The sequence below is a fragment of the Streptomyces pseudoechinosporeus genome (genome assembly GCF_054783935.1).
Genome location: NZ_BAAGPS010000003.1, coordinates 215795 through 240153, shown reverse-complemented (window position 1 = coordinate 240153; position 24359 = coordinate 215795). Strand labels below are relative to the sequence as shown.

Genomic DNA, 24359 nt, shown 5'->3' with positions numbered 1-24359 from the left:
CAACAAGGAGAGCAGGGAACCCAGATGGCGGAGCTCACGATCCGGCCGGAGGAGATCCGGGACGCGCTGGAGAACTTTGTCCAGGCGTACAAGCCGGACGCGGCCTCGCGCGAGGAGGTCGGTACGGTCACCCTTGCCGGCGACGGCATCGCGAAGGTCGAGGGCCTCCCCTCGGCCATGGCCAACGAACTGCTGAAGTTCGAGGACGGCACCCTCGGCCTCGCGCTCAACCTGGAAGAGCGCGAGATCGGCGCCATCGTCCTCGGCGAGTTCAACGGCATCGAGGAGGGCCAGCCGGTCACCCGTACCGGCGAGGTCCTGTCGGTCGCCGTGGGCGAGGGCTACCTCGGCCGCGTCGTCGACCCGCTCGGCACCCCGATCGACGGCCTCGGCGAGATCGAGACGTCCGGCCGCCGCGCCCTGGAGCTGCAGGCCCCGGGCGTCATGGTCCGTAAGTCGGTGCACGAGCCGATGGAGACCGGCTACAAGGCCGTCGACACGATGACCCCGATCGGCCGCGGCCAGCGTCAGCTGATCATCGGCGACCGGCAGACCGGCAAGACCGCCCTGGCCGTCGACACGATCATCAACCAGCGCGACAACTGGCGTACGGGCGACCCGAACAAGCAGGTCCGCTGCATCTACGTCGCCATCGGCCAGAAGGGCTCGACCATCGCCTCCGTGCGTGGTGCCCTCGAAGAGGCCGGCGCCCTGGAGTACACGACCATCGTCGCCGCCCCGGCGTCCGACCCGGCCGGCTTCAAGTACCTTGCGCCGTACACCGGTTCGGCCATCGGCCAGCACTGGATGTACGAGGGCAAGCACGTCCTCATCGTCTTCGACGACCTCTCGAAGCAGGCCGACGCCTACCGCGCCGTGTCCCTGCTGCTGCGCCGTCCGCCGGGGCGCGAGGCCTACCCCGGTGACGTCTTCTACCTGCACTCCCGTCTGCTGGAGCGCTGCGCGAAGCTCTCCGACGACATGGGCAAGGGCTCGATGACCGGTCTGCCGATCGTCGAGACGAAGGCCAACGACGTCTCGGCGTTCATCCCGACCAACGTCATCTCCATCACCGACGGCCAGTGCTTCCTGGAGTCGGACCTGTTCAACGCCGGTCAGCGCCCCGCGCTGAACGTCGGTATCTCCGTCTCCCGAGTCGGTGGCTCCGCCCAGCACAAGGCGATCCGCCAGGTCTCCGGCCGGCTCCGCGTCGACCTCGCCCAGTTCCGTGAGCTGGAGGCCTTCGCCGCCTTCGGTTCCGACCTGGACTCCGCGTCGAAGGCGCAGCTGGAGCGTGGTCAGCGGATGGTCGAGCTGCTCAAGCAGCCGCAGTACCAGCCGATGTCCACCGAGGACCAGGTCGTCTCCATCTGGGCCGGCACGACCGGCAGGATGGACGAGGTGCCGGTCGCCGACATCCGCCGCTTCGAGAAGGAGCTGCTCGAGTACCTGCACCGCAAGGAGCAGGGCCTGCTCACCTCCATCAAGGAGGGCGGCAAGATGTCGGACGACACGATCACGGCCATGAGTGACGCCGTCGCGGAGTTCAAGAAGCAGTTCGAGACCTCGGACGGCAAGCTGCTCGGCGAGGAAACCCCTGCCGCTGCGGGCAAGTGACGACGGAAGGGACCTGACTCATGGGAGCCCAGCTCCGGGTCTACAAGCGTCGCATCAAATCCGTCACCGCGACCAAGAAGATCACCAAGGCGATGGAGATGATCGCCGCCTCGCGCGTCGTCAAGGCGCAGCGCAAGGTGGCGGCCTCCACGCCGTACGCGACCGAGCTCACGCGCGCGGTCACGGCGGTCGGCACCGGCTCTAACACCAAGCACCCGCTGACCACGGAGGCGGAGAACCCGACCCGCGCCGCGGTACTGCTCCTCACGAGCGACCGCGGCCTGGCCGGCGCCTTCAACTCCAACGCCATCAAGGCGGCGGAGCAGCTGACCGCCCGTCTCGAGCGCGAGGGCAAGGAGGTCGACGTGTACATCGTCGGCCGCCGCGGTGTCGCCCACTACAACTTCCGTGAGCGCAAGATCTCGGAGCAGTGGACCGGCTTCACCGACGCGCCCTCGTACGGGGACGCCAAGAAGGTCGCGGCCCCGTTGATCGAGGCCATCGAGAAGGAGACGGCGGACGGCGGCGTGGACGAACTCCACATCGTCTACACCGAGTTCGTCTCGATGATGACGCAGACGGCGGTCGACAGCCGCCTGCTGCCGCTCAGCCTCGAAGAGGTGGCGGGGGAGTCGCACACCAAGGGCGAGATCCTTCCGCTGTACGACTTCGAGCCGTCGGCGGAGGACGTCCTCGACGCCCTGCTGCCGCGCTACGTCGAGAGCCGTATCTACAACGCGCTGCTCCAGTCGGCTGCCTCCAAGCACGCCGCCACGCGCCGCGCGATGAAGTCGGCGACCGACAACGCCGGGGATCTCATCGAGAACCTCACCCGGCTTGCCAACGCGGCCCGCCAGGCCGACATCACCCAGGAAATCAGCGAGATCGTCGGTGGCGCCAGCGCCCTGGCCGACGCGACCGCGGGGAGTGACAAGTAATGACGACGACAGTTGAGACGGCCGTTGCCACGGGCCGCGTCGCCCGGGTGATCGGCCCGGTCGTCGACGTGGAGTTCCCCGTCGACGCCATGCCGGAGATCTACAACGCCCTCCACGTCGAGGTGGCCGACCCGGCCCAGGCCGGCGAGAAGAAGATCCTGACCCTGGAGGTCGCCCAGCACCTGGGTGACGGACTGGTCCGTACGATCTCCATGCAGCCCACCGACGGTCTGGTCCGCCAGGCCCCGGTCACCGACACCGGCACGGGCATCACCGTCCCGGTCGGCGACTTCACCAAGGGCAAGGTGTTCAACACCCTCGGTGAGGTGCTGAACGTCGACGAGACCTTCAAGGGCGAGCGCTGGCCGATCCACCGCAAGGCCCCGGCCTTCGACCAGCTCGAGTCGAAGACCGAGATGTTCGAGACGGGCCTGAAGGTCGTCGACCTTCTCACCCCGTACGTCCGAGGCGGCAAGATCGGTCTGTTCGGTGGTGCCGGTGTCGGCAAGACCGTGCTGATCCAGGAAATGATCATGCGTGTGGCCAAGCTGCACGAGGGCGTTTCCGTCTTCGCCGGCGTCGGTGAGCGCACCCGTGAGGGCAACGACCTCATCGACGAGATGACCGAGTCCGGCGTACTGGACAAGACCGCGCTGGTCTTCGGTCAGATGGACGAGCCCCCGGGCACCCGGCTCCGCGTGGCCCTGGCCGGTCTGACCATGGCGGAGTACTTCCGCGATGTGCAGAAGCAGGACGTGCTGTTCTTCATCGACAACATCTTCCGCTTCACCCAGGCCGGTTCCGAGGTGTCGACCCTGCTCGGCCGTATGCCGTCCGCGGTGGGCTACCAGCCCAACCTCGCGGACGAGATGGGTCAGCTCCAGGAGCGCATCACCTCGACGCGTGGTCACTCGATCACCTCGATGCAGGCGATCTACGTCCCCGCGGACGACCTGACCGACCCGGCCCCGGCCACCACCTTCGCCCACCTCGACGCGACGACGGTGCTCTCCCGTCCGATCTCCGAGAAGGGCATCTACCCGGCCGTGGACCCGCTGGACTCCACGTCCCGCATCCTGGACCCGCGTTACATCTCGCAGGAGCACTACGACTGCGCCATGCGCGTCAAGACGGTCCTGCAGAAGAACAAGGACCTCCAGGACATCATCGCGATCCTCGGTATCGACGAGCTCGGCGAGGAGGACAAGCTCGTCGTCCACCGTGCCCGTCGCGTGGAGCGCTTCCTGTCGCAGAACACCCACGCCGCCAAGCAGTTCACCGGCCTGGACGGTTCGGACGTGCCGCTCGACGAGTCGATCGCCGCGTTCAACTCGATCTGCGACGGTGAGTACGACCACTTCCCGGAGCAGGCGTTCTTCATGTGCGGTGGCCTGGAGGACCTCAAGGCCAAGGCCAAGGAGCTCGGCGTCTCCTGAACCTCGTGTTCATGAAGGGGGGCGGGGCCGCTCTCGCGGGTGCGTCCCGCCCTCCTTCGTACGCCTACGCAGCATTTCCCGGGGGCTGTATCAATGTGCGGCTACCGCCGCGCGGCCCCCGGACCCCCAGCCGAGTGCTGGGTCGGGGCCCGGCACTTGTGACAAGCGGAGCCCTACTAGACTTACTTCCAACACCCGGCAGCAACCGCCGGGTGGTGACCCGAGGAGCCCACCTTGGCTGCTGAGCTGCATGTCGAGCTCGTCGCCGCGGACCGCAGTGTCTGGTCCGGCGAGGCCACCCTGGTCGTCGCGCGTACCACGTCCGGCGACATCGGCGTCATGCCCGGTCACCAGCCGCTGCTCGGTGTGCTGGAGTCGGGCCCGGTGACCATCCGTACGAGTGATGGTGGAACGGTCGTCGCTGCGGTGCACGGCGGTTTCATCTCGTTCGCGGACAACAAGCTGTCGCTGCTGGCCGAGATCGCCGAGTTGTCGGACGAGATCGACATCCAGCGTGCGGAGCGGGCGCTCGAGCGCGCGAAGTCGGACGCCGACGCGTCCGCCGAGCGTCGCGCGGACGTCCGACTGCGAGCGGTGGCGGCACGCTGAACCCAGCGCGCCACTGGACATGACTCAGCCGCGGCCAGGACCGGAGCCTTCTCCGGACCGGGTCGCGGCTGCGGCAATGCGGGTGCTTTTTCCCTTTCCGTTACCTAGGAGACGAGGAGGTCGGTGTCGATGGTCCTCGCTCTGACTGTGTGCGGCTTGGTAATCCTTCTGGTGGCCGCCGGACTCTTCGCTTTCGGCGTGCGCCGCAGAGTGATCCAGCGCTCCGGCGGCACCTTCGACTGCAGCCTCCGCTGGAACACCCCCGAGAAGAGCGACACCAGCGGCAAAGGCTGGGGCTACGGCATCGCCCGCTACAGCGGCGACCGCATCGAATGGTTCCGCGTCTTCTCGTACGCCCCTCGCCCGCGCCGCATCCTGGAGCGCTCGGCGATCGAGGTGGCAGGCCGCCGCGCCCCCGAGGGCGAGGAGGAGCTGGCACTGCTCTCCGACGCGATCGTGCTCGCCTGTCTCCACCGGGGTACGCGCCTCGAGCTGGCGATGAGCGAGGACGCGCTGACCGGCTTTCTCGCGTGGCTGGAGGCGGCTCCGCCCGGTCAACGAGTAAATGTGGCCTGAAAGGTCACATCTACTCGTTGGTTGGGGGTCCCCCCCCGGACGAAGTCTGGGGGAGCGTCAATATGGCCTAGTAGTTACCTGAGGCCGTTGTTGATCGCCTTCACCAGCTCGCCGTTGCTGGTGTCACCGCTGAACTCCCAGAAGAACGCGCCGCCCAGGCCCTGCTTCTTGGCCCAGCTCATCTTCCCGAGGATCGTCGCCGGGGTGTCGTAGGACCACCAGTCGCTGCCGCAGTGCGCGTATGCCGTGCCGCCGGCCGTGCCGGTGGCCGGGCAGGACGTCTTGAGGACCTTGTAGTCCTCGAAGCCCGCCTCGTACGTGCCCGGGGCCGCCCCCGTCGCCGTACCGCCCGGCGCGGACTGTGTGACGCCCGTCCAGCCGCGGCCGTAGAAGCCGATGCCGAGCAGCAGCTTCTTCGCGGGCACGCCGAGCGACTTGTACTTGGCGATGGCCTCGGCGCTGGTGAAGCCCTTCTGCGGAATGCCGTTGTAGGGGGTGAGCGCGGAGTGCGGGGCGGTGGGGCCGTTCGCCGCCCAGGCGCCGAAGAAGTCGTACGTCATCACGTTGTACCAGTTGAGGTACCGCGCGGCGCCCGCGTAGTCGGCGGCCTCGATCTTGCCGCCGGGGGAGGCGTCGGCCGTGACGGCGGCGGTGACCAGGTACTTCGAGCCGAACTCGGTGCGCAGGGCCCGCATCATGTCCGCGTAGGCCGTGGCGTCGCTGGTGTCGCAGGTCAGACCGCAGGCGTTCGGGTACTCCCAGTCGATGTCGATGCCGTCGAAGACATCAGCCCAGCGCGGGTCCTCGACCAGGTCATGGCAGGACTGGGCGAAGGCCGCCGGGTCCTTGGCCGCCTGGGTGAAGCCGCCGGACCAGCTCCAGCCGCCGAAGGACCAGAGGATCTTGATGTGCGGGTACTTGGCCTTCAGCTGGCGCAGCTGGTTGAAGTTGCCCTTGAGCGGCTGATCCGCGGCGTCGGCCTTGCCGCTCACCGAATTGCCGGCGGTGATCGGCATTTCGTAGTCGGCCCATGAGTCGCCGATCGCGCACTTGCCGTCGACGACGTTTCCGAAGGCGTAGTTGATGTGCGTGACCTTCGCGGCGGAGCCGGAGGTCACCAGGTTCCTGACGTTGTAGTTGCGGCCGTAGACGCCCCACTCGATGAAGTAACCGAGCTTGACCTTCTGGGCCGGGGGCGGAGCGGTCGCGATGTCCACGGCGTCCGGGACGGAGCTCGGAGTGGCGGGCTGGGCGGGGCCGGCGAGGCCGACCAGGGCGGCGAGCGGGAGCAGCAGGGTGGCGAACCCTGCCACGGCTCTGTGTCTGACTCTGAGGCCGAAGCGCATCCAGGGACTCCTCGGGGAGGTGAGGGAGATGAGGGCGGTGTGAGGGGGTGCGCTGGACAATAGAAAGGTCTGGACCATAGGTCAAGAGGTCCAGACCAATGAGGGTGGTGCTGTTACACGCCCAACTCCTGCGCCAGCACCGCCGCCTGCACCCGGCTGCGCAGCTCCAGTTTCCCCAGCAGGCGGCTGACGTGGGTCTTCACCGTGGCCTCGGCCATCTCCAGGCGACCCGCGATCTCGGCGTTGGACAGCCCGTCGCCGAGGCAGGACAGCACCTCGCGTTCACGGCGGGTGAGGGACTCCAGGACCGCCGGGTCGGGCCCTGGATCCCGTACGGGCTTCGTGGCGAACTCGGCGATCAGGCGTCGCGTGACCGCGGGCGCGATCAGCCCCTCGCCACGCGCGACCGTGCGGACCGCGTCGAGGAGAGAGCGCGCCTCGGTGTTCTTCAGCAGAAAACCGGAGGCGCCCGCGCGCAGCGCCCCGAAGACGTACTCGTCGAGGTCGAAGGTGGTCAGCACGAGCACGTCGGCAAGGCCCTCGTCGACCACTTGCCGGGTGGCCGAGACGCCGTCGAGGCGAGGCATCTGGACGTCCATCAGGACCAGATCGGGCCGCAGTTCACGCGCCAGCGCGACCGCCTCCTCGCCGTCCGCGGCCTCGCCGATCACCTCGATGTCGGGCGCGCTGCGCAGAATGAGGACGAGCCCGGCGCGTACGGCGGACTGGTCCTCGGCGACGAGCACGCGGATCATTCGGTTCCTCCCAGGGTGGTCGGCAGGGTGGCGTGTACGGTCCAGATCTTGCCGTCGCGTGAGTCGCCCGAGACGTCCGCGTCGGGGGCGCTCTCGGGCCCGGCCTCGAAGGTGCCGCCCAGCAGCGCGACCCGCTCCCGCATACCGACAAGACCGGCGCCCGAGCCGGGGGCGCGCGGGCCGTCGCGGTCGCCGTACGGGCTGGTCACCCGGAGGCTCAGGGTGCCGTCCCTCCCCCATTGCCTTAAGGGCATGGGAGGTGCCCCCATGGCGAGCGTCACCGTGACCCGGCCGGGGGAGGCGTGCTTGAGGGCGTTGGTCAGGGACTCCTGGACGATCCGGTACGCGGCGAGCTCGACCGGCGCGGGGAGTTTTACGTGCGTGGTGTCGAGCGTGACGTCCAGGCCGTTGGCGCGGGCGGTGTCGACGAGTGCGCCGAGTCCGTCGAGGGTGGGGGCGGCCGAGGGCTCGGTGTCGCCGCTGGAGTCCCGCAGTATCCCGATGAGCCGCCGCATCTCCGCCAGGCCCTCGACGCTGTTCTCCCGGATGATGCCGAGGGCGTCCTTTGTCGTGTCCGGGTCGTCGAGGGAGAGCGCGGCCGTGGAGTGGATGGCGATGGCGGACAGGTGGTTGGCCACCATGTCGTGCAACTCCCTTGCCATCCGGGCACGTTCGGCCATGACGGCCTGGGTGCGGTCGATCTCGGCGAGCAGGGCGGTCTGCTCGGCGCGCAGACGGGCGGCTTCGGCGGTGTCGCGGTGGTTGCGGACGATCCAGCCGGTGCCGGCGGGCCCGAACGCCACCACGCCGACACCCACGCCGATCAGCAGGGCCTCCGGCACGCGCAACACCGCGACGGGCACGACCGTGCCGATCACCGTGAGCAGCCCGGTGATCCAGGGGATGCGCCGGGCGGAGGCCGGAGGGCCGTACAGCACGGCCGCGTACACGAGGTCGGTGAACATCACGACGGTGGCCAGGCTGCCCCGGGTGAAGAGGTCCGCGATCACCGCGGCCGTGCCGATCAGCACGGCCGTGCGCGGCCGGACACGGCGCAGCAGCTCGCAGCCCGCTATCACCAAGAGCGGCAGCAGCAGTACCCGGCTGTCGGGCCACAGGACGATCGGCTGGCCGGGCGGGCGGCTGCTGAGCCCGACGCCGTACAGGAAGAGCCCACCCAGCAGCCCCGCGACCGCGATCCGCACGTCGTCGCGATGGGGGCGGGGGAGTCGTACGGCCATGGACCCAATCCAACACGGCGTACGCGCCCGGCGCCTGATCCTGGGGGACGGTCCGCGGCTACATCGAAGGATGCAGTGCCGATTCGTCACTGCCGACGACGATCCGGGCCGCTTCCGCCGGGAGCCTGGAACGGTGACCGAGAGGAGCGAACCATGATCGTCACACTCATCATCGTCTGTGAAGTCGCCTTCTGGGTGCTGCTTGCCGCGGGCCTGGCCGCGCGCTATCTGCTCAAGATGCCGAGGACCGGCCTCGCCCTGCTGCTGTGCGAGCCGCTCCTCGAAGTCCTGCTGTTCACCGTCACCGCCATCGACCTCAAGAACGGCGCGGAACCCGACTGGAAGCACGGTCTCGCCGCCGTCTACATCGGCTTCACCGTGGGTCTCGGCCACTCCATGATCAAGTGGGCCGACGCCCAGTTCGCGCACCGCTTCGCGGGCGGCCCGGCCCCGGTGAAGCCACCGAAGTACGGCTTCGCCCGCGCGGTGCACGAGTGGAAGGTCGCGGGCCGGTGGATTCTCGCGGCGGTCGTCGCCCTGGCGCTGCTCCAGGCCGCGATCTGGTACGTGGGCTCCGGCGGCGAGACCGAGTCGCTGCGCACCTGGCAGTCGAGGATGCTGTTCGTGATCGGCATCAACCTGCTCATCCCGCTCGGCTACACGGTTTGGCCGAAGAGGGAACCGGCGAAGGTCCGCTGAGCCGCACCGGGCACGGACTGGGCTTCGTCACCCCGACCGAGGTGTACACGTAGATGGGTACACTTGCGTCATGGATGAATCTGTATCGGTGCGCGAAGCCCGTGCCGGCCTTGCGAAGCTTCTCGACCAGGCCGAGGCGGGGGAGCCCACGGTCATCACCCGAGGTGGCACTCCCGTCGCCGCGATCGTGCCCATCGAGGAGTACGACGCGCTGGAAGCAGCCGCTGACGAACTCCTCGCCCGCAAGGCCATGCGGACCCTTGAGGAGGACGGCGGCGAGCCGCGCGCGACCATGGCCGAAGTCCTCGCCGACATCTTCGGGACCGCCGCGACGGACGTGGCGTGAAGTACGCCTTCGAGTTCACGGCCGCCGCGCGGCGTCAGCTGCGGACCATCGACCAGACGACGGTGCTGCACATCCTCCACGCGCTCAGCCGCATCGGTGACGATCCCTATCGTGATGACGCTGACGTGAAGAAGCTGTCCGGGCACGACGATCTGTACCGTCTGCGGGTTGGTGCGTACCGGATCGCCTACACCATCGATGACGGGAAGTTGATCATCCTGGTGGTCGAGGTCGGGCACCGCAGGGACATCTATCGAAGGCTCTGACCGCCGCCCATAGAGCATGGCGGTTCGTCAGCGCTCGCCCCCAGGCACCCACAGCACGTCTCCGACCTCCTTGTTGGCCGTCCGCGCAAGGATGAACAGCAGGTCGGAGAGCCGGTTCAGGTAGGTCGCCGTGAGCGGGTTCATCACCTCCCCGTGCACCTCCAGCGCCGCCCACGTCGACCGCTCCGCCCGCCGTACGACCGTGCACGCCTGGTGCAGCAGTGCCGCACCGGGCGTGCCGCCGGGCAGGATGAACGAGCGGAGCTTCTCCAACTCGGCGAGGAAGCGGTCGCAGTCCGCCTCCAGCTTGTCGATGTAGAACTGCTCGACTCGCAGCGGCGGGAACTCCGGGTTCTCGACGACCGGCGTGGACAGATCGGCCCCGACGTCGAAGAGATCGTTCTGCACGCGGGTGAGGACCTTGACGATCTCCTCGTCCAGCCCCCCGAGGGCGATCGCCGTACCGATCACCGCGTTCGCCTCGTTGGCGTCCGCGTACGCCGCGATCCGCAGATCGGTCTTGGCGACCCGGCTCATGTCGCCGAGGGCGGTGGTGCCCTGGTCGCCGGTCCTGGTGTAGATGCGCGTCAGATTGACCATGTGACCAGCGTAGTTACGCTCCGGCCTTCCGGAACACTCGTGTGCCCACTGTCACTGCGACCGCCGCGAAGCCGACGGCCACGATCACGCCGTACAGCATGGAGGAGGTCGCGTACGAGCCGACGTACGCGTCCCGCATCGCGTCCACCAGATAGCGGAACGGCATGAAGTGGGACAGGACGTCCAGCCAGGCCGGGCCCAGGGTCATCGGGAGCATCAGGCCCGACAGGAGCATCGACGGCATGGTCAGCGCGTTGACCGCCGGGCCGAAGGACTGCGGTGTGCTGAGCTTCATGGCCAGCGCGTACGACAGTGAGCCGAGCGAGACGGTCAGCAGGGCGACGAACGCGAAGCCGATCAGGACGCCGGGCAGCGGTGCCCTGAGGCCCATGGCGAACGCGGCCAGCACCAGCAGCACCGCCTGGAAGACGAAGACGGTGGCGTCCCGCAGGACCCGGCCCAGCAGCAGAGCCAGCCGGCTGACGGGGGTGACGCGCATGCGCTCGAGAACCCCCTGGGCCTTCTCCATGATGATCGTGAAGCCCGCGAACGACGCCCCGAACAGACCGAGTTGGAGCAGCAGCCCGGGGACGAGGACCTGCCAGGAGCTGCCCTGCCCGCCCAGCGGCAGATCGGTCAGCAGCGGACCGAAGAACAGCAGGTAGAGCAGGGGCATCAGTACGCCGAAGAGCAGCGCGAAGCGGGAGCGGAGGGACTGGCGCAGGTAACGGCCGTAGATGAGTGCGGTGTCGTGCAGCAGCATGGGTGTCCTATACGGCTACGGGGGTGGCGTCGACCGGTGCAGGGCCCCGGCCGGTGATGGCGAGGAACGTGTCCTGGAGCGAGGCGTCGGCCGAGCCGCCGTACCGCAGCTTCAGCGCGCTCGGCGTGCCCTCGGCCACGACTTCGCCCTTGTCGACGATGACCAGGCGGTCGGAGAGCGCGTCGGCCTCGTCGAGGTAGTGGGTGGTCAGGAACACGGTCGTGCCGTGCTCGTCGCGCAGTCGGCGCACCAGGTCCCACAGGTCGGCGCGGCTGCCGGGGTCGAGGCCGGTCGTCGGCTCGTCGAGGAACAGCACCTTCGGGCGGTGGGTGAGCGCCATCGCGATGTCCAGGCGGCGCCGCTGGCCGCCGGAGAGGGCGGCGCACTTGCGGTCGAGCAGCTCGGTCAGGTCCAGATCGCGGGCCAGCTCCTCGGCTGTCTCTGCGGCCTGAGCCTTCGTCAGCCGGTACAGGCGGCCCTGGGTGACCAGCTCCTCCCGCACGGTGATCTGCGGATCGACCCCGCCGGACTGCGCCACGTAGCCGCATGCCCGCCGCACCCCGGCCGGGTCCGTCGCCAGATCGCAGCCCGCGACCGTGGCCGCGCCCCCGGTGGGCGCGAGCAGCGTGGTGAGCATCCGGAGCGTGGTCGTCTTGCCGGCGCCGTTGGGTCCGAGGAAGCCGACGATCTCGCCCGGCTGGACGGTGAGGTCCACGCCCCGCACCGCCTCCACCGGGCCCTGTTTCGTCTGGAAGGTCCGGGCCAGCCCGGCCGTACTGATGATTGCCATGCGCCCAAGAAAAACAGAGTCGATGAAATTTTGCAACGACCCCAAAATTTCATCGACCACAGCGAAGCTACGATGGAGGCATGGCAGAGGGGCTCAGGGAGCGGAAGAAGCGGCAGACCCGGCAGCACATCTCGGACATCGCCACCAGGCTGTTCGTGGAGCGGGGCTTCGTGACGGTGACCATCGCCGAAGTCGCCGACGCCGCCGACGTCTCCGTCAACACCGTGTACAACTACTTCCCGGCCAAGGAGGACCTCTTCCTCGACCGCAGCAAGGGCATCGTCGAACGGCTCTCGCGGTACGTACGGGCCCGGGGCAAGGGCGAGTCGGCCGCCGCCGCCGTACTGCGCGAACTGCGCGAGGAGGTCGAGACCGTCTCGCCCAAGGTGGGCCTCATGGAGGGCTACGGCGACTTCCTTCGCGTCATCCACGAGGCGGACGCACTCAAGGCCCGGCTGTGGCGCGTTCAGCAGGAGGCGTTGGAACACCTCGAGCAGACCCTCAGGGAGGAGACGGACGCGGCCCCCGACGACCCGCTGCCCACGCTGATGGCGGGACAGATCAGCTGGGTCCAGTCCACCCTCATGGCCATGATCGGCCGCGAGATGGTCGCGGGCCGGAGGGCCGCCGAGGTGTCCCGCGAAGCCCTCGCCCTTCTCGACGACATGGAGGACCTTTTGAGCGAGAAGGTCCTCAACTACGCCGTACGAGCGGCGGAATGACCCCTGCCGGTGTGATGTCCGTCATCTGAGACGTGACGCGCATTACTAACTAGTCACACAGCCCTTCACGAGCGCTAAGGTCCGCCGGAGAGGCAGATATAAGCAGCGTGTTAAGCGGGTTAGGGGAGTCGGACTGTGGCACGGAAGCTTGCCGTCATCGGAGCCGGACTCATGGGTTCCGGTATTGCCCAGGTGTCCGCACAGGCCGGCTGGGACGTCGTCCTACGGGATGTGACCGATGAGGCGCTGACCCGTGGCACCGACGGCATCAAGGCCTCGTACGAGAAGTTCGTGAGCAAGGGGAAGCTGGACGCCGGTGCGGCCGAAGAGGCCTTGGGACGTATCACCGCGACCACCGACCTCGACGCGGTCGCCGACGCCGACATCGTCGTCGAGGCCGTCTTCGAGAAGCTGGAAGTCAAACACGAGATCTTCCGTGCGCTCGACAAGCTGGTGAAGGACGAGGCTGTACTCGCGTCCAACACCTCCGCCATCCCGATCACCAAGATCGCGGCGGCCACCGAGCGCCCGGAGCGGGTCGTCGGCGTCCACTTCTTCTCGCCGGTCCCGATGATGCAGCTGTGCGAGCTGGTGCGCGGCTACAAGACGAGTGACGAAACGCTCGCCTCGGCGCGGGAGTTCGCTGAATCCGTCGGCAAGACCTGCATCGTCGTCAACCGCGACGTGGCCGGCTTCGTCACGACCCGGCTCATCTCGGCGCTCGTCGTCGAGGCGGCGAAGCTGTACGAGTCGGGCGTGGCCACCGCCGAGGACATCGACCTCGCCTGCAAGCTGGGCTTCGGTCATGCGATGGGGCCGCTGGCCACCGCCGACCTGACGGGTGTGGACATCCTGCTGCACGCGACGAGCAACATCTACACGGAGACCCAGGACGAGAAGTTCGCCCCTCCGGAACTGATGCGCCGGATGGTCGACGCCGGCGATATCGGGCGCAAGAGCGGGCAGGGTTTTTACCCCTACTGATCTTCTGTCGTCCCCTACAGTGATCACCCTTCGGGGTGGTTTCGGTATCGGTTCGCTTACAGACGGCAACTTCTGCCCCGGTACGGCAGTCAGTCCTGGCACAAACACAGGACACGGAAAAGCACGAAAGACGCTGAACACGAAACGCACTCTCGGGGAGCGCATATGCACATCAAGGGCGACCACGCCGAGCTGGTCGTCGGGGGCCGCCTCGACGTCGTCAGCGCGGCGGACGCCCGTACGGTCCTGCACTCGGCCGTCGACGACGGAGCCGGTGACCTGGTGCTCGACCTGTCAGAGCTGGACTCCTGGGACGCCACCGGACTCGGTGTCATCATGGGGGCCCACCGGCGGGCGGGGCGGTGCGGCCGGAGGCTTGTGCTGCGCGGCGTTCCGCCGCAGATGCAACGCTTGTTGGTGGCGACCCGGCTGCACCGGATCCTGGCGGTCGAGGGCGGCATCGGAGTCGAGTCGCTGCCCCGGGTGTGAGACCCGGACCGCCGCCTCCAGAAGGAACGTACCGCCGCTTACTCAAACCGGCTTTCTCAAGGAACCGGACCGCCGTCTCCTGCATGAAAAGCACAGCGCGCACAATCCTCATGAAGCTGTGACGTCTCGGACGGCGCCGTACCCCGTCTGTTCGTAGATACTGTGCGAAGGTTTAGGGTTCGGCTGCCCGCTACCCTCACTAACCCGTGAGCGGGCACCGGACCAGAAGCGACAGCGCAGTGTGCAGCAGGCCGGGGGGCTCGGCACACAACGCTTTTGGGGGGCTTGGACCTATGGACCCGACGAACAACCGAGGACCCGAAGAGCACGGCCGTGATGATGGGGGAGGCCGTACGCCTCGTCAGCGCCCGCCGCGCGATCCGCTCACGCAGGCTCTCGGACCGGGAAACGCCCAGCACACACCGGCACTGGCGCGCACCGTACAGCTCGTGTCGGGCGACTACCTGCTCACCGTCAATCCCGTCGACGGCAGCGAGATAGAGCTCTGCCCGCCGGGCGAGCGGCCGGGCCGACCGGTCAAGTACACGCCCGCCGAGCGCGCCGAGCTGGCGCGCGCCGCGCGGCCGCCCGTACCACCGGGGCATGTGCAACCCAGGCTGCCGCTCCTGGAGCGCCAGGAGGAGCGTGAGCGGCTCGTACGCCTGCTTGCGCGCGGGCGCTCCGTACGGCTCACCGGGCCTTCGGGATCGGGCCGTACGGCGCTCCTGGACGCCGTCGCGGACGACTGCGCGGACCTCGCGCCCGACGGCGTCGTACTTCTCAGCGGATACCGCCGCACGGTGAGCGATCTGCTGCACGACCTCTTCGCGGCCGTCTACAGCGCGCCGCTGTACCGGCCGGAACCGGACGAACTGCTCGCGCTCGTCCGTGAGATCGGCGCGGTCGTCGTCCTCGACGACATCGAGTTCGGCGGCAGCGCGCTCGACGAGCTGCTCGACGCGACGCCCGAGTGCGCCTTCCTGATCTCCGCGACGCCCGAGGTCGCCTCGCCGTCCGCCGACTCCCTCCTCGAAGAGGTGTTCCTCGGCGGCCTCGGCCGGGCCGGCGGGCTCGAACTGCTCGAGCGTGCCGTGGGCCGCGTACTGACCGAGGACGAGGCGAACTGGGCGGGCGACCTCTGGTTCGAGTCCGAGGGACGGCCGCTGCGCTTCGTGCAGGCCGGTGCGCTGCTGCGGCAGCGCGACCAGCTGCGCGCCGACCCGAACGCCTTCGACGAGTTCGGCTACTACGAGGACGCGCCCGTGGACGCGCCCTTCGACGCCGAGGACCTCCAGGACGTACCGCTGCCCTCGCTCGCCGACGGCGCCGCGCCCGCCGCGCTGCTCGCCTCCCGGCTCAGCGAATCGGCGCGCGCCACGCTGCGGTTCGCCGTCGCGCTGGGCGGCGAGGTGCCGCACCAGGCGCATCTGCCGGCGCTGGTGGGGGACACGCACGCGGACGCCGCGCTCGCGGAGCTGGTCGGCTGCGCGCTCGTCACGCCGGTCGGCTCGCACTACCGGCTCGCGGCGGGCGTACACACCCAGCTGGTGGGCGTCGGGTACGCGTCGGACGCGGAGGACCGGGCGAATACCGCTGCCCAGCACTACGCCTGGTGGGCCGGGCATCCTTCGGTCACCCCGGAGCGGGTCGCCGCCGAGGCGGACGCCGTGCTCGCGGCGCTCAACGCGCTGGTGTCGGTCGCCGAGCCGCCGGTGGACGGCGAGGAGGAGAGCGCCGCCGTGGGGCTGGCCCGGGCGGTCGCGCCCGCGTTCGCCGCGGGGCTTGACTGGGGTTCATGGGAGCGCACCCTCAGGGCCGGCGCCGAGGTGGCCAGGATCGCCGGTGAGGTCTCCGAACAGGCCTATTTCCACCATGAGTTGGGCATACTCGCGCTCTGCGGCGGACAGTACGACCGGGCTCGCGCCGAGCTGGAGGCCTCCACCGGGCTGCGCGGCGCCGTCGCCGACAAGCGCGGCATGGTCGCAGGCCGCCGCGCCCTCGCGCTGGTCGACGACCGTACCGGTGTCACGCCGGCGGCCGGGTTCGGGGCGACCACGGGCGAGGAGGTGCCCGACGCGCGGCACGAGGAGTCGGCGTCGCCCCCCGGTGGCGTACCGGCAGCGTTCTCGGCCCTCTCGCCGCCCACGCCGCCCCAGCTCTCGACGGTCGTCACGCACCGGACCGGGCCCCCGGCGTCGCACAGGACCAGTGGCGTCAAGCGGCTGGTGCACGGCACCCGGCGCAATCTGGTGGCCGCGAGCGCGGGCGCGCTCCTCGTCGCCGTGCTCGGCACGGTAGTGACGCTCGGCGCGACCTCGGACGGCGAGGACCCGCCCCCGTCGGAGAGGGTCGGCGTCAACCCGTCGGCCAGTCCGGGGGAGAACGACGGCGGGCTCGGTGCGGACCAGCCGGTGAAGGACGACGCCGACGACTCCGACTCCACGAGCCGTCCGACGGCCCCGGACCCGGGTGAGGACGGCATCGTGGGCACCGCGGACGATCCGACGCCGACGTCGAGCAAGGAGCCGTCGGACGATCCGACCGGGTCGAAGGACCCGAGCGACCCGACCAAATCTCCGACGAAGCCGCCCACGACCAAGCCGCCGACCGACGATCCGACCCGTCCGCCCACGGACGATCCGACGGACCCGCCGACCGACGATCCGACCGATCCGCCCACGGACGATCCGACGGACCCGCCGACCGACGACCCGACCGATCCGCCCACCGACGACCCGACGGACGACCCCCCGCCGCCGGAGGACTCGAGCTCGGCCAGCGGCCCCGCGCCGGACCTGCCCAGCACACCGGTGTCCAGCCCGGCCGAGACCACCAGCTCCGCGAGCACTCCGGCGGACAGCGACGAGCAGACGGTGATCTGACAGCCGCGTACGACACGGCAGTTGTACGGCACGACAGAGGGCCGGGTCCGCTTCACACGGACCCGGCCCTCTGCCGTCGTAACCGTCAGAACGTCCCGGCTGTCAGAACAACCGCAGCTTGTCGTCCTCGATGCCCCGCAGCGCGTCGTAGTCGAGGACCGTGCAGCCGATGCCGCGGTCGGTCGCGAGGACGCGGGCCTGCGGCTTGATCTCCTGGGCCGCGAAGATGCCGCGTACCGGCGCGAGATGCGGGTCGCGGTTCAACAGCTCCAGATAGCGCGTGAGTTGCTCCACGCCGTCGATCTCGCCGCGTCGCTTGATCTCCACGGCGACGGTCTGTCCCTCGGCGTCCCGGCAGAGGATGTCGACCGGGCCGATGGCCGTCATGTACTCGCGGCGGATCAGCGAATAGCCCTCGCCGAGGGTCTCGATGCGGTCGGCGAGCAGTTCCTGGAGGTGCGCTTCCACGCCATCCTTGATCAGGCCCGGGTCCACGCCGAGTTCGTGCGAGGAGTCGTGGAGAACCTCCTCCATCGTGATGATGAGCTTCTCGCCCGCCTTGTTGGTGACGGTCCAGACGCCAGCTGTGCCCTCGGCGTCTCCGGCCCCCTCTTTCAACGTGCAGGGCGGAGACATCCAGTTGAGGGGCTTGTAGGCCCGGTCGTCCGCATGAATCGAGACGCTGCCGTCCGCCTTCACGAGGATCAGGCGGGGCGCCGACGGGAGGTGGGCGGTGAGCCGGCCGGCGTAGTCGACGGAGCAGCGGGCAATGACGAGACGCATGGTCGGCAACGCTACTCGACGGGCGGTGGTGGACGCGATTCGCCCATCGTCAACGACTCTTGCCTATGGCACATGCTGTTCGAAAGTGGCCGATTGTGTGCACATTGGTGCCCTGCTGTGTTCCACATGTCCTGGTGCGATCAAGAACAGTTGCCTACCGTATGAACGGGAGGTCGTGGTGCGCGTACGCAGCGTGTCCGTTGTCGGTGTGTCCGTTGTCGCGGTCTCCCTCCCTGTCCGTCAACCCCCTCTGTCGGGAGGGGGTGCGAGAGGAGAACCCATGTCGCTGGACGTCTCACCGGCCCTACTCGAACAGGCCGAGCGAGGCGAGGTCGACGAAGCGGAATTCGTCGACTGCGTCCGGACTTCCCTGCCTTACGCATGGGAGATGATCAGCTCCCTGGTGGCCCAACTGAAGGTGGACGGCGGAAAGTTCGCCGACAACCAGACGCCGCCGCCGGACGAGCAGGCACGGGGCCAGTTGCTGCGAGCGCTCGCGAGTGACGCGATACGCGGCGCTCTGCAGCGGCACTTCGGAGTGCGGCTGGCCTTCCAGAACTGCCATCGGGTGGCGGTGTTCCCGCTGGACGAGTCGGTTGATGACACGCTGGCCCGCTTCACCTCGGTGCGCAGTCAACTGCTGAACCAGTCACCGGAGTTCCGGGACTGCTGAGGCAGCGATGCCGCAGGCTTGCCGCCCCGTATGCGGGAGGTGCATTTGCATGGGGCGGCAAGCTCCCCGCGAGGCAGGCGCGTTGACCGCGCCTCCTCCGCCGCCGGCCCGGGCACACCAGCGGCCCGCTCACCCCGGCACCAGACCCGCTCACCGCAGCCGTGGCAACACCTCTGCCCCCAGCCGCCGTACGTTCTCCTCCGTCGCCGCCAGGTCACCCGAGCCCTCCACCAGGAGCGCGAAGCGGGTGATGCCCGTACGCTCCGAGGTCGCCGCCAGCCGGTCGGCGCACAGTTGGGGCGTGCCCACCGGGTGCAGACCGCAGAGCAGTTCGGTGTACGCCAGCGGGTCCCGCATCGCGCGGGCGCGGCCGTCCACCGTCACATGGGCCTCAAGACCCTGCCTCAGCCAGCCCGGCATCGCCTTGACGAGCGTCTCGACCGCGTCGGTGCGGCGGTCCGCGATCTGCGCGAGGCCGGCCGATACATGGGCCGCGCCCGCGATCTCCTCGGGGGAGCGGCCCGCGGCCCTGGCGTACGAACGCCACAGCGCGACCATCTCCGCCTTCTCCTCGTCGCCGACATGCATCCCGAGCAGCATCGGCAGACCGCGCTCGGCGGCCAGCCGGACGCTCGCCGCAGAGGTGCAGGCGACGACGACCTCCGGACCCTCGGCGCCCGTCAGGTCCTCCGACGGCCTCGGTACGACGGGGACTTCACGGAAGGCATAGCGCTCGCCCGCACTCGAGACGGACGGTTCGCGCAGCCAGCGCACCAGCAGATCGAGTGATTCCGGGAACCCCTTCTCGTACGCCTCGAGACCCGATCCGAAGACCTCCAGATCGACCCATGGGCCACCGCGCCCCACGCCGAGCATGAAGCGTCCGCCGGACGTCACATGCAGCAGCGCGGCCTGCTCGCCGAGCGCCACGGGGTGCGCGGTGGGGAGCACGCTGACCGCCGTGCCGACCTTGATACGGCGGGTGCGGCCGAGCAGCAGCGCGGCGAGCGTGATGGCCGACGGGCACGTCCCGTACGGCACGAAATGATGCTCGGCCAGCCAGACCGCGTCGAGCCCCGCTTCCTCGGCGACCTCCGCCGACCGCACCGCGCGGTGCAGCGCCTCCCCCTGGCCCTGTCCCGGAAACTGGGCCGCCAGTACAAAACTTCCTATGCGCATCGCACTCCTGTCCTCCTTGGCGCCGAGGCGGCTCCCCGATCCGCATAACTGTCTGACACGTGCCAAAGACACGGCTTGGCGGGGGGATTGGCGGATTGTCTGCAGAATGAGCCGGTCACGCCGGAGTCTGTGGGGATTGTGGGGTAGATGTACCCACGGCTGCGCCACGTAGGCTGGATGCGGCCCGTGTTCCCTGTAAAGCCCGTGAGGTGTCCTGTGTCCCCGCGCCGCAATCGTCCCAAGGGCGGCCCCAACGTGTCCGCGGATCAGGGCGACCGGTCCGGCCGCTACGGCGGCTGGCAGACCACGGAGAGCTGGCAGGGCGAGGCATGGAGCGTACGTCATGTGGCGGGCGCGAGTGCCGAGGGCAAGAGCTATCGCTGCCCGGGCTGCGAGCAGTTGATCCCCTCAGCGGTCCCGCACGTGGTGGCCTGGCCGGAGCACGCGGGCGTGGACGACCGCCGCCACTGGCACAAGGCCTGCTGGAACGCGAAGGACCGCCGCACCACTCGGGTGCAGCGGTCCCGCAACGCGCCACGTTTCTAAGGCCCCTTGGGCCCCTCGGGTTTTTTGCTGATACGGCTCACACGTCGCGCTTCTCCAGCAGGAGGTAGGTGCCGGCGAACGCGACGGCCGTCAGGCCCAGCATGATCCACAGCGGGTCCCAGCCGGACGGGCCGGCGGAGCCGAGCTCCGCGCTGTAGAAGACACCGAGCTGGCTCGGGATCGAGTAGTTGAGGAGGAACTCCTGCACGTCCCTCAGCGCCTCCGCGAACATGAAGATCGCGATGACCAGTGGTGCGAGGAACACGCCGAGCATGATGGTGATCCCGCCCGCCGAGTGCCGGATCAGCGAGCCCATCAGCAGTGACAGCAGTCCGAACAGCGCGAGGAAGAGGCTGACGCCGACCGTCGCTTTGAACCACTCCGCACCGGTCGGGTCCGCGGCGTTGTTGTCGCTGAGGATCGCCACCTGAAGGAAGGCGACGAGCGCGGTGGCCACGAGGGTGACCGTGAAGGCGAGCACGAAGAACACGATCGCCTTCGCGGCCAGCACCCGGCCGCGGCTCGGGCACGCGGTCATCGTGGTCCGGATCATCCCCGTGCCGTACTCGGAGGCGGTGGTCAGCACGCCGAGCGTGATGAGGCAGACGCTGCCGAGCATCACGCCGAACAGGCCGAGGCTCAGCGGGGACTCGCCCTCCAGGTTCATGTTCGCGGAGGCGGCGATGATGGCGAAGAGCAGGCCGAGACCTATCACGAGGAGGACGAAGACGCCCAGCGTCCACATCGTCGAGCGGACCGACTTGATCTTCGTCCACTCGGAGGCCAGCGCGTGCCCGAGGTGGGTGCGCACGATCGGGATGGGTGAGGTGTACGAAGAGCCGGGCGCCGCCTGCCAGTTGGGCGCGGCCTGCTGCATGGAGGGCTGGGGCGTACTCATCGGGCGTCCTCGGGCTTGGTCATGTCAGGAGCGGCGTGCTGCGCGGGTGCGGCCTGGGCGTACGGGTTGGGCTCGCCGGGGCCGCCGGGCGCGGCCGGTGCCCCGTACGGGCCCGCGGGCTGTCCCTGCGGCATCGCGAACGGCTGACCGCCCTGCTGGGGCGGCGGCGGGGCGTACCAGCCCGGCTGGCCCTGCCCGGGCACCGGCATCTGCACCGGCGGCATGGCACCCGGCGGCAGCTCCTGCTGGAGGCCCGCACGCTGGTCGCTGGTCGAGCGGTAGTCGACGGCGCCCTGCGTCATCCGCATGTACGCCTCCTCCAGCGAGGCCTGGTGCGGCGACAGCTCCCACAGGCGTACGTCGGCGTCGTGCGCGAGGTCGCTGATGCGGGGCAGCGGCAGTCCGGTCACCCGCAGCGCGCCGTCCTGCTCGGGCAGTACCTGGCCGCCCGCCTCGGTCAGCGCGGACGTCAGCTTCTCGCGCTGCTGCGGCTCGGTGTCGGGCGTCCGTACGCGCGCGAAGTCCGCGGAGTTGGCGGAGATGAAGTCCCTGATGCTCATGTCGGCGAGCAGTTGCCCGCGCCCGATCACGATGAGGTGGTCGGCGGTCACCGCCATCTCACTCATGAGGTGGGACGACACGAAGACCGTACGGCCTTCCGCCGCAAGGGACTTCATGAGATTGCGCACCCACAGGATGCCCTCGGGGTCGAGGCCGTTGATGGGCTCGTCGAAGAGCAGCACCTGAGGGTCGCCGAGCAGCGCGGCGGCGATGCCCAGGCGCTGGCCCATGCCGAGCGAGAAGCCCTTGGAGCGCTTCTTCGCCACGTCCTGGAGACCGACGACACCGAGCACCTCGTCCACACGGCGGGCCGGGATGCCCGACAGCTGCGCCAGGCACAGCAGGTGGTTGCGCGCGTGCCGGCCGCCGTGCACGGCCTTGGCGTCGAGCAGCGCGCCGACTTGGCGGGGGGCGTTGGGCAGCCTCCGATAGGGATAGCCGCCGATCGTCACCTGCCCCGCGGTGGGGTTGTCCAGGCCGAGGATCATCCGCATCGTCGTCGACTTGCCCGAGCCGTTGGGCCCGAGGAAGCCGGTGACGGCACCTGGCCTCACCTGGAAGGAAAGGTTGTACACGGCCGTCTTGGCGCCATAGCGCTTCGTCAGGCCGACTGCCTCGATCATTCTCCGCACCCATCGACAGGTTCAGGACGTCAGGTTCAGGACGTCGGGGCGCACGCCCCCCGTAAGGGTTAGGAGGATAACGGGGAGCTGACGGTTCCCATCAAGTGTGAGTAAAACCCGCTGCTCCCGCGGGCGCCTTCCCGAGGTCTAAGCGACCTTGGTGAAGTCCGGTGCGGTACCCGCGCCCACTTGAGGGGCCGCAGGCCCCGATAGGGGCGCGGGGCGGTGTTGATATGCGGCTCCGCCGCGTGGGCGCGACCAGCCCCCACCGGCCCGCAGCCGAATCACTGCACCTCCAGCGGAGCGCTTACGCGTCCCGCTTCTTGATCACGGCGTACGCGCCCAGGAGCGCGGCGACGACCCAGAGCACCATGATGCCAAGGCCGCCCCAGGGCCCGTACGGAGTGTCGTCCTGGACCGGCGGAACCACCTGCATGATCTTGTTGCCGGCCTGGTCGGGCAGGAACTGGCCGATCTTCTCGGTCGCCGAGACGGCGGTCAGGATCCCGGAGATCAGGAAGAAGAACGGCATCAGGATGCCGAGTGACAGCATCGGGCCGCGCAGCATCGTCGCGACGGCCATCGAGAACACGGCGATGAGCGTCATATAGAGGCCGCCGCCGATGACCGCGCGCAGCACGCCCTCGTCGCCGATCGACGCACTGTGCTCGCCGAGCGTGGCCTGCCCGACGAAGAAGGCGAGGAAGCTGGTGGCGAGGCCGACGACGAACGCGAGCCCGGTCGCCACCGCGATCTTGCCGAACAGGAAGGTGCCGCGCTGCGGGACGGCCGCGAGCGAGGTGCGGATCATGCCGGTGCTGTACTCGTTCGAGACGACGAGCACGCCGAACACGATCATCGCCAGCTGGCCCAGGCTCATGCCCGCGAAGCTGGTGTAGGTCGGGTCGAAGGAGAGCTGGTCCCGCGTGCTCATGGAGTCCCACTCGTTCCTGGACAGGAGCGAGATCAGCATGCCTAGGGCGACGGTGACAACGGCGGCGAGACTCAGTGTCCACACTGTGGACGCCACGGAGCGGATCTTGGTCCACTCGGACCTGACGACCTGGGTCGTGGCCATGCTTCAGCCCTTCTTCCAGCCGGTGTGCGGCATGCCGCCCTGCGCGTGGTATTCCACCGACCCGGCCGTCAGCCGCATGAACGCCTCCTCCAGGGACGCCTGTTGAGGACTCAGCTCATGCAGCACGATCTGGTGCTCGGCGGCCAGCTCGCCGATGCGCTCCGCTTTGCCGCCGTCCACCTCCAGCGTCCCGCCGCCCGCCCGGAAGGCCTTGATTCCGGCCTCGTCGAGCACGTCGAGCAGCCGTTCCGGCTGTGGGGTGCGGATACGGACGTACAAGTGTGAGTTGTGCTGGATGAAGTCGGCCATGGAGGTGTCGGCGAGCAGCCGGCCCTGGCCGATGACGACGAGGTGGTCGGCGGTCAGCGCCATCTCGCTCATCAGGTGGGAGGAGACGAAGACCGTACGGCCCTGTGCGGCAAGGGATTTCATCAGGTTCCGGATCCAGTGGATGCCCTCGGGATCGAGCCCGTTGACCGGCTCGTCGAACATCAGGATCCGCGGATCGCCGAGCAGTGCCCCCGCGATACCGAGCCGCTGCCCCATCCCGAGCGAGAACCCCTTCGCCTTCTTGCGGGCCACCGCCGTCAGGCCCACCGTGTGCAGGACCTCGTACACCCGGCTCTTGGGGATGCCGTTGCTCTGTGCGAGGCACAGCAGATGATGGAAGGCGCTGCGTCCGCCGTGCACGCCCTTGGCGTCGAGAAGGGCGCCGATGTGCTTCAGCGGGTCCCGCAGGCTCTCGTAACGCCGCCCGTCGATCCGTACGTCCCCCGCGGTCGGCCGGTCGAGCCCGAGCATCATCCGCATCGTCGTGGACTTCCCGGCCCCGTTGGGCCCCAGAAACCCCGTGACGACCCCGGGCCGCACCTTGAACGTCAGCCGATCCACGGCCAACTTCGCGCCGTACCGCTTGGTCAGCCCTTCGACTTCGATCATGCGGCAACGCTAAAACGGGA

26 protein-coding genes are annotated in these 24359 nt (G+C 69.0%); 14 read left to right on the top strand and 12 right to left on the bottom strand.

Annotated elements, in window-relative coordinates; genetic code table 11:
- The first annotated feature begins 24 nt into the window (after positions 1-24).
- From atpA to ACYVO6_RS04470, 5 genes are all read left to right on the top strand, one after another.
- Entirely contained in the window at positions 25-1617 is a 1593-nt protein-coding gene (atpA, locus tag ACYVO6_RS04490; RefSeq protein ID WP_461057441.1) for a F0F1 ATP synthase subunit alpha, read from the top strand.
- A gap of 20 nt (positions 1618-1637) precedes the next feature.
- A complete protein-coding gene (locus ACYVO6_RS04485; RefSeq protein WP_461057439.1) occupies positions 1638-2555 on the top strand; it encodes a F0F1 ATP synthase subunit gamma in 918 nt (305 codons plus the stop codon).
- Positions 2555-3991, top strand: coding sequence for a F0F1 ATP synthase subunit beta (atpD, locus tag ACYVO6_RS04480; RefSeq protein WP_461057437.1), 1437 nt, complete (start codon positions 2555-2557; stop codon positions 3989-3991). Before ACYVO6_RS04485 ends, atpD begins: the two co-directional genes overlap by 1 nt.
- A gap of 234 nt (positions 3992-4225) precedes the next feature.
- The gene (locus tag ACYVO6_RS04475) at positions 4226-4600 is read left to right on the top strand and encodes a F0F1 ATP synthase subunit epsilon (protein WP_461057435.1); all 375 of its coding nucleotides are present in this window, start codon (positions 4226-4228) and stop codon (positions 4598-4600) included.
- Between the two features lie 129 nt (positions 4601-4729).
- Positions 4730-5176 (top strand): DUF2550 domain-containing protein, encoded by a 447-nt coding sequence (locus ACYVO6_RS04470; RefSeq protein WP_461057433.1) that lies wholly within the window; start codon positions 4730-4732, stop codon positions 5174-5176.
- 74 nt (positions 5177-5250) lie between these two features.
- On the opposite strand, the gene ACYVO6_RS04465 is transcribed toward ACYVO6_RS04470, so the two are convergent.
- The 3 genes from ACYVO6_RS04465 to ACYVO6_RS04455 form a co-directional block, all read right to left on the bottom strand.
- Positions 5251-6522: a glycoside hydrolase family 18 protein gene (locus tag ACYVO6_RS04465; RefSeq protein ID WP_461057431.1), complete on the bottom strand. Its 1272-nt coding sequence runs from the start codon at positions 6520-6522 to the stop codon at positions 5251-5253.
- A gap of 113 nt (positions 6523-6635) precedes the next feature.
- Positions 6636-7277 carry a response regulator gene (locus ACYVO6_RS04460; protein ID WP_461057429.1) on the bottom strand — a complete coding sequence of 214 codons (642 nt, stop codon included), beginning with the start codon at positions 7275-7277 and terminating at the stop codon, positions 6636-6638.
- Positions 7274-8518, bottom strand: coding sequence for a sensor histidine kinase (locus ACYVO6_RS04455; protein ID WP_461057427.1), 1245 nt, complete (start codon positions 8516-8518; stop codon positions 7274-7276). Before ACYVO6_RS04455 ends, ACYVO6_RS04460 begins: the two co-directional genes overlap by 4 nt.
- A gap of 153 nt (positions 8519-8671) precedes the next feature.
- Here ACYVO6_RS04455 and ACYVO6_RS04450 point away from each other — a divergent pair, with 153 nt between their 5' ends.
- From ACYVO6_RS04450 to ACYVO6_RS04440, 3 genes are all read left to right on the top strand, one after another.
- The gene (locus tag ACYVO6_RS04450) at positions 8672-9217 is read left to right on the top strand and encodes a hypothetical protein (RefSeq protein WP_461057425.1); all 546 of its coding nucleotides are present in this window, start codon (positions 8672-8674) and stop codon (positions 9215-9217) included.
- 70 nt (positions 9218-9287) lie between these two features.
- Positions 9288-9563 carry a type II toxin-antitoxin system Phd/YefM family antitoxin gene (locus ACYVO6_RS04445; RefSeq protein ID WP_461057423.1) on the top strand — a complete coding sequence of 92 codons (276 nt, stop codon included), beginning with the start codon at positions 9288-9290 and terminating at the stop codon, positions 9561-9563.
- Positions 9560-9829 (top strand): type II toxin-antitoxin system RelE family toxin, encoded by a 270-nt coding sequence (locus tag ACYVO6_RS04440; protein ID WP_461057421.1) that lies wholly within the window; start codon positions 9560-9562, stop codon positions 9827-9829. Before ACYVO6_RS04445 ends, ACYVO6_RS04440 begins: the two co-directional genes overlap by 4 nt.
- Before the next feature lie 27 nt (positions 9830-9856).
- Here the strand turns inward: ACYVO6_RS04440 and ACYVO6_RS04435 are convergent, their stop codons facing one another.
- Genes ACYVO6_RS04435 through ACYVO6_RS04425 form a run of 3 tightly spaced genes read right to left on the bottom strand, consistent with a single transcriptional unit; the run spans position 9857 to position 11982 of the window.
- Positions 9857-10429 carry a cob(I)yrinic acid a,c-diamide adenosyltransferase gene (locus ACYVO6_RS04435; protein WP_461057419.1) on the bottom strand — a complete coding sequence of 191 codons (573 nt, stop codon included), beginning with the start codon at positions 10427-10429 and terminating at the stop codon, positions 9857-9859.
- A 13-nt stretch (positions 10430-10442) separates the two neighbouring features.
- Entirely contained in the window at positions 10443-11192 is a 750-nt protein-coding gene (locus tag ACYVO6_RS04430) for an ABC transporter permease (protein WP_461057417.1), read from the bottom strand.
- Positions 11193-11199: 7 nt separating this feature from the next.
- Positions 11200-11982, bottom strand: coding sequence for an ABC transporter ATP-binding protein (locus ACYVO6_RS04425; RefSeq protein ID WP_461057415.1), 783 nt, complete (start codon positions 11980-11982; stop codon positions 11200-11202).
- A gap of 80 nt (positions 11983-12062) precedes the next feature.
- On the opposite strand from ACYVO6_RS04425, the gene ACYVO6_RS04420 reads away from it, so the two are divergent.
- The 4 genes from ACYVO6_RS04420 (at position 12063) to ACYVO6_RS04405 (ending at position 17059) form a co-directional block, all read left to right on the top strand.
- Complete coding sequence (locus tag ACYVO6_RS04420; RefSeq protein WP_461057413.1) at positions 12063-12704, top strand: TetR/AcrR family transcriptional regulator; 642 nt, start codon at positions 12063-12065, stop codon at positions 12702-12704.
- Positions 12705-12839: 135 nt separating this feature from the next.
- A complete protein-coding gene (locus tag ACYVO6_RS04415; RefSeq protein ID WP_461057411.1) occupies positions 12840-13688 on the top strand; it encodes a 3-hydroxyacyl-CoA dehydrogenase family protein in 849 nt (282 codons plus the stop codon).
- Between the two features lie 165 nt (positions 13689-13853).
- Positions 13854-14177 (top strand): STAS domain-containing protein, encoded by a 324-nt coding sequence (locus ACYVO6_RS04410; protein ID WP_033323891.1) that lies wholly within the window; start codon positions 13854-13856, stop codon positions 14175-14177.
- Positions 14178-14470: 293 nt separating this feature from the next.
- Positions 14471-17059: an ATP-binding protein gene (locus tag ACYVO6_RS04405; protein WP_461057409.1), complete on the top strand. Its 2589-nt coding sequence runs from the start codon at positions 14471-14473 to the stop codon at positions 17057-17059.
- 102 nt (positions 17060-17161) lie between these two features.
- On the opposite strand, the gene nucS is transcribed toward ACYVO6_RS04405, so the two are convergent.
- Positions 17162-17842 carry an endonuclease NucS gene (nucS, locus tag ACYVO6_RS04400; protein ID WP_461057407.1) on the bottom strand — a complete coding sequence of 227 codons (681 nt, stop codon included), beginning with the start codon at positions 17840-17842 and terminating at the stop codon, positions 17162-17164.
- 280 nt (positions 17843-18122) lie between these two features.
- Between nucS and ACYVO6_RS04395 the strand changes: the two genes are divergently transcribed.
- Positions 18123-18515 carry an SCO5389 family protein gene (locus ACYVO6_RS04395; protein WP_461057405.1) on the top strand — a complete coding sequence of 131 codons (393 nt, stop codon included), beginning with the start codon at positions 18123-18125 and terminating at the stop codon, positions 18513-18515.
- A gap of 150 nt (positions 18516-18665) precedes the next feature.
- On the opposite strand, the gene ACYVO6_RS04390 is transcribed toward ACYVO6_RS04395, so the two are convergent.
- Entirely contained in the window at positions 18666-19694 is a 1029-nt protein-coding gene (locus tag ACYVO6_RS04390; RefSeq protein WP_461057403.1) for an LLM class flavin-dependent oxidoreductase, read from the bottom strand.
- Between the two features lie 216 nt (positions 19695-19910).
- On the opposite strand from ACYVO6_RS04390, the gene ACYVO6_RS04385 reads away from it, so the two are divergent.
- Positions 19911-20240 (top strand): ATP/GTP-binding protein, encoded by a 330-nt coding sequence (locus tag ACYVO6_RS04385; RefSeq protein ID WP_461057401.1) that lies wholly within the window; start codon positions 19911-19913, stop codon positions 20238-20240.
- A 37-nt stretch (positions 20241-20277) separates the two neighbouring features.
- Here the strand turns inward: ACYVO6_RS04385 and ACYVO6_RS04380 are convergent, their stop codons facing one another.
- The 4 genes from ACYVO6_RS04380 to ACYVO6_RS04365 all read right to left on the bottom strand — a co-directional run bounded on the left by ACYVO6_RS04380 (position 20278) and on the right by ACYVO6_RS04365 (position 24339).
- Positions 20278-21138 (bottom strand): ABC transporter permease subunit, encoded by an 861-nt coding sequence (locus ACYVO6_RS04380; RefSeq protein ID WP_461057399.1) that lies wholly within the window; start codon positions 21136-21138, stop codon positions 20278-20280.
- Positions 21135-22322 carry an ABC transporter ATP-binding protein gene (locus ACYVO6_RS04375; RefSeq protein WP_461057397.1) on the bottom strand — a complete coding sequence of 396 codons (1188 nt, stop codon included), beginning with the start codon at positions 22320-22322 and terminating at the stop codon, positions 21135-21137. The genes ACYVO6_RS04380 and ACYVO6_RS04375 overlap by 4 nt, the downstream gene beginning before the upstream one ends.
- Before the next feature lie 307 nt (positions 22323-22629).
- The gene (locus ACYVO6_RS04370; protein WP_461057395.1) at positions 22630-23400 is read right to left on the bottom strand and encodes an ABC transporter permease; all 771 of its coding nucleotides are present in this window, start codon (positions 23398-23400) and stop codon (positions 22630-22632) included.
- 3 nt (positions 23401-23403) lie between these two features.
- Positions 23404-24339 (bottom strand): ATP-binding cassette domain-containing protein, encoded by a 936-nt coding sequence (locus ACYVO6_RS04365; RefSeq protein WP_461057393.1) that lies wholly within the window; start codon positions 24337-24339, stop codon positions 23404-23406.
- Positions 24340-24359: the final 20 nt, after the last annotated feature.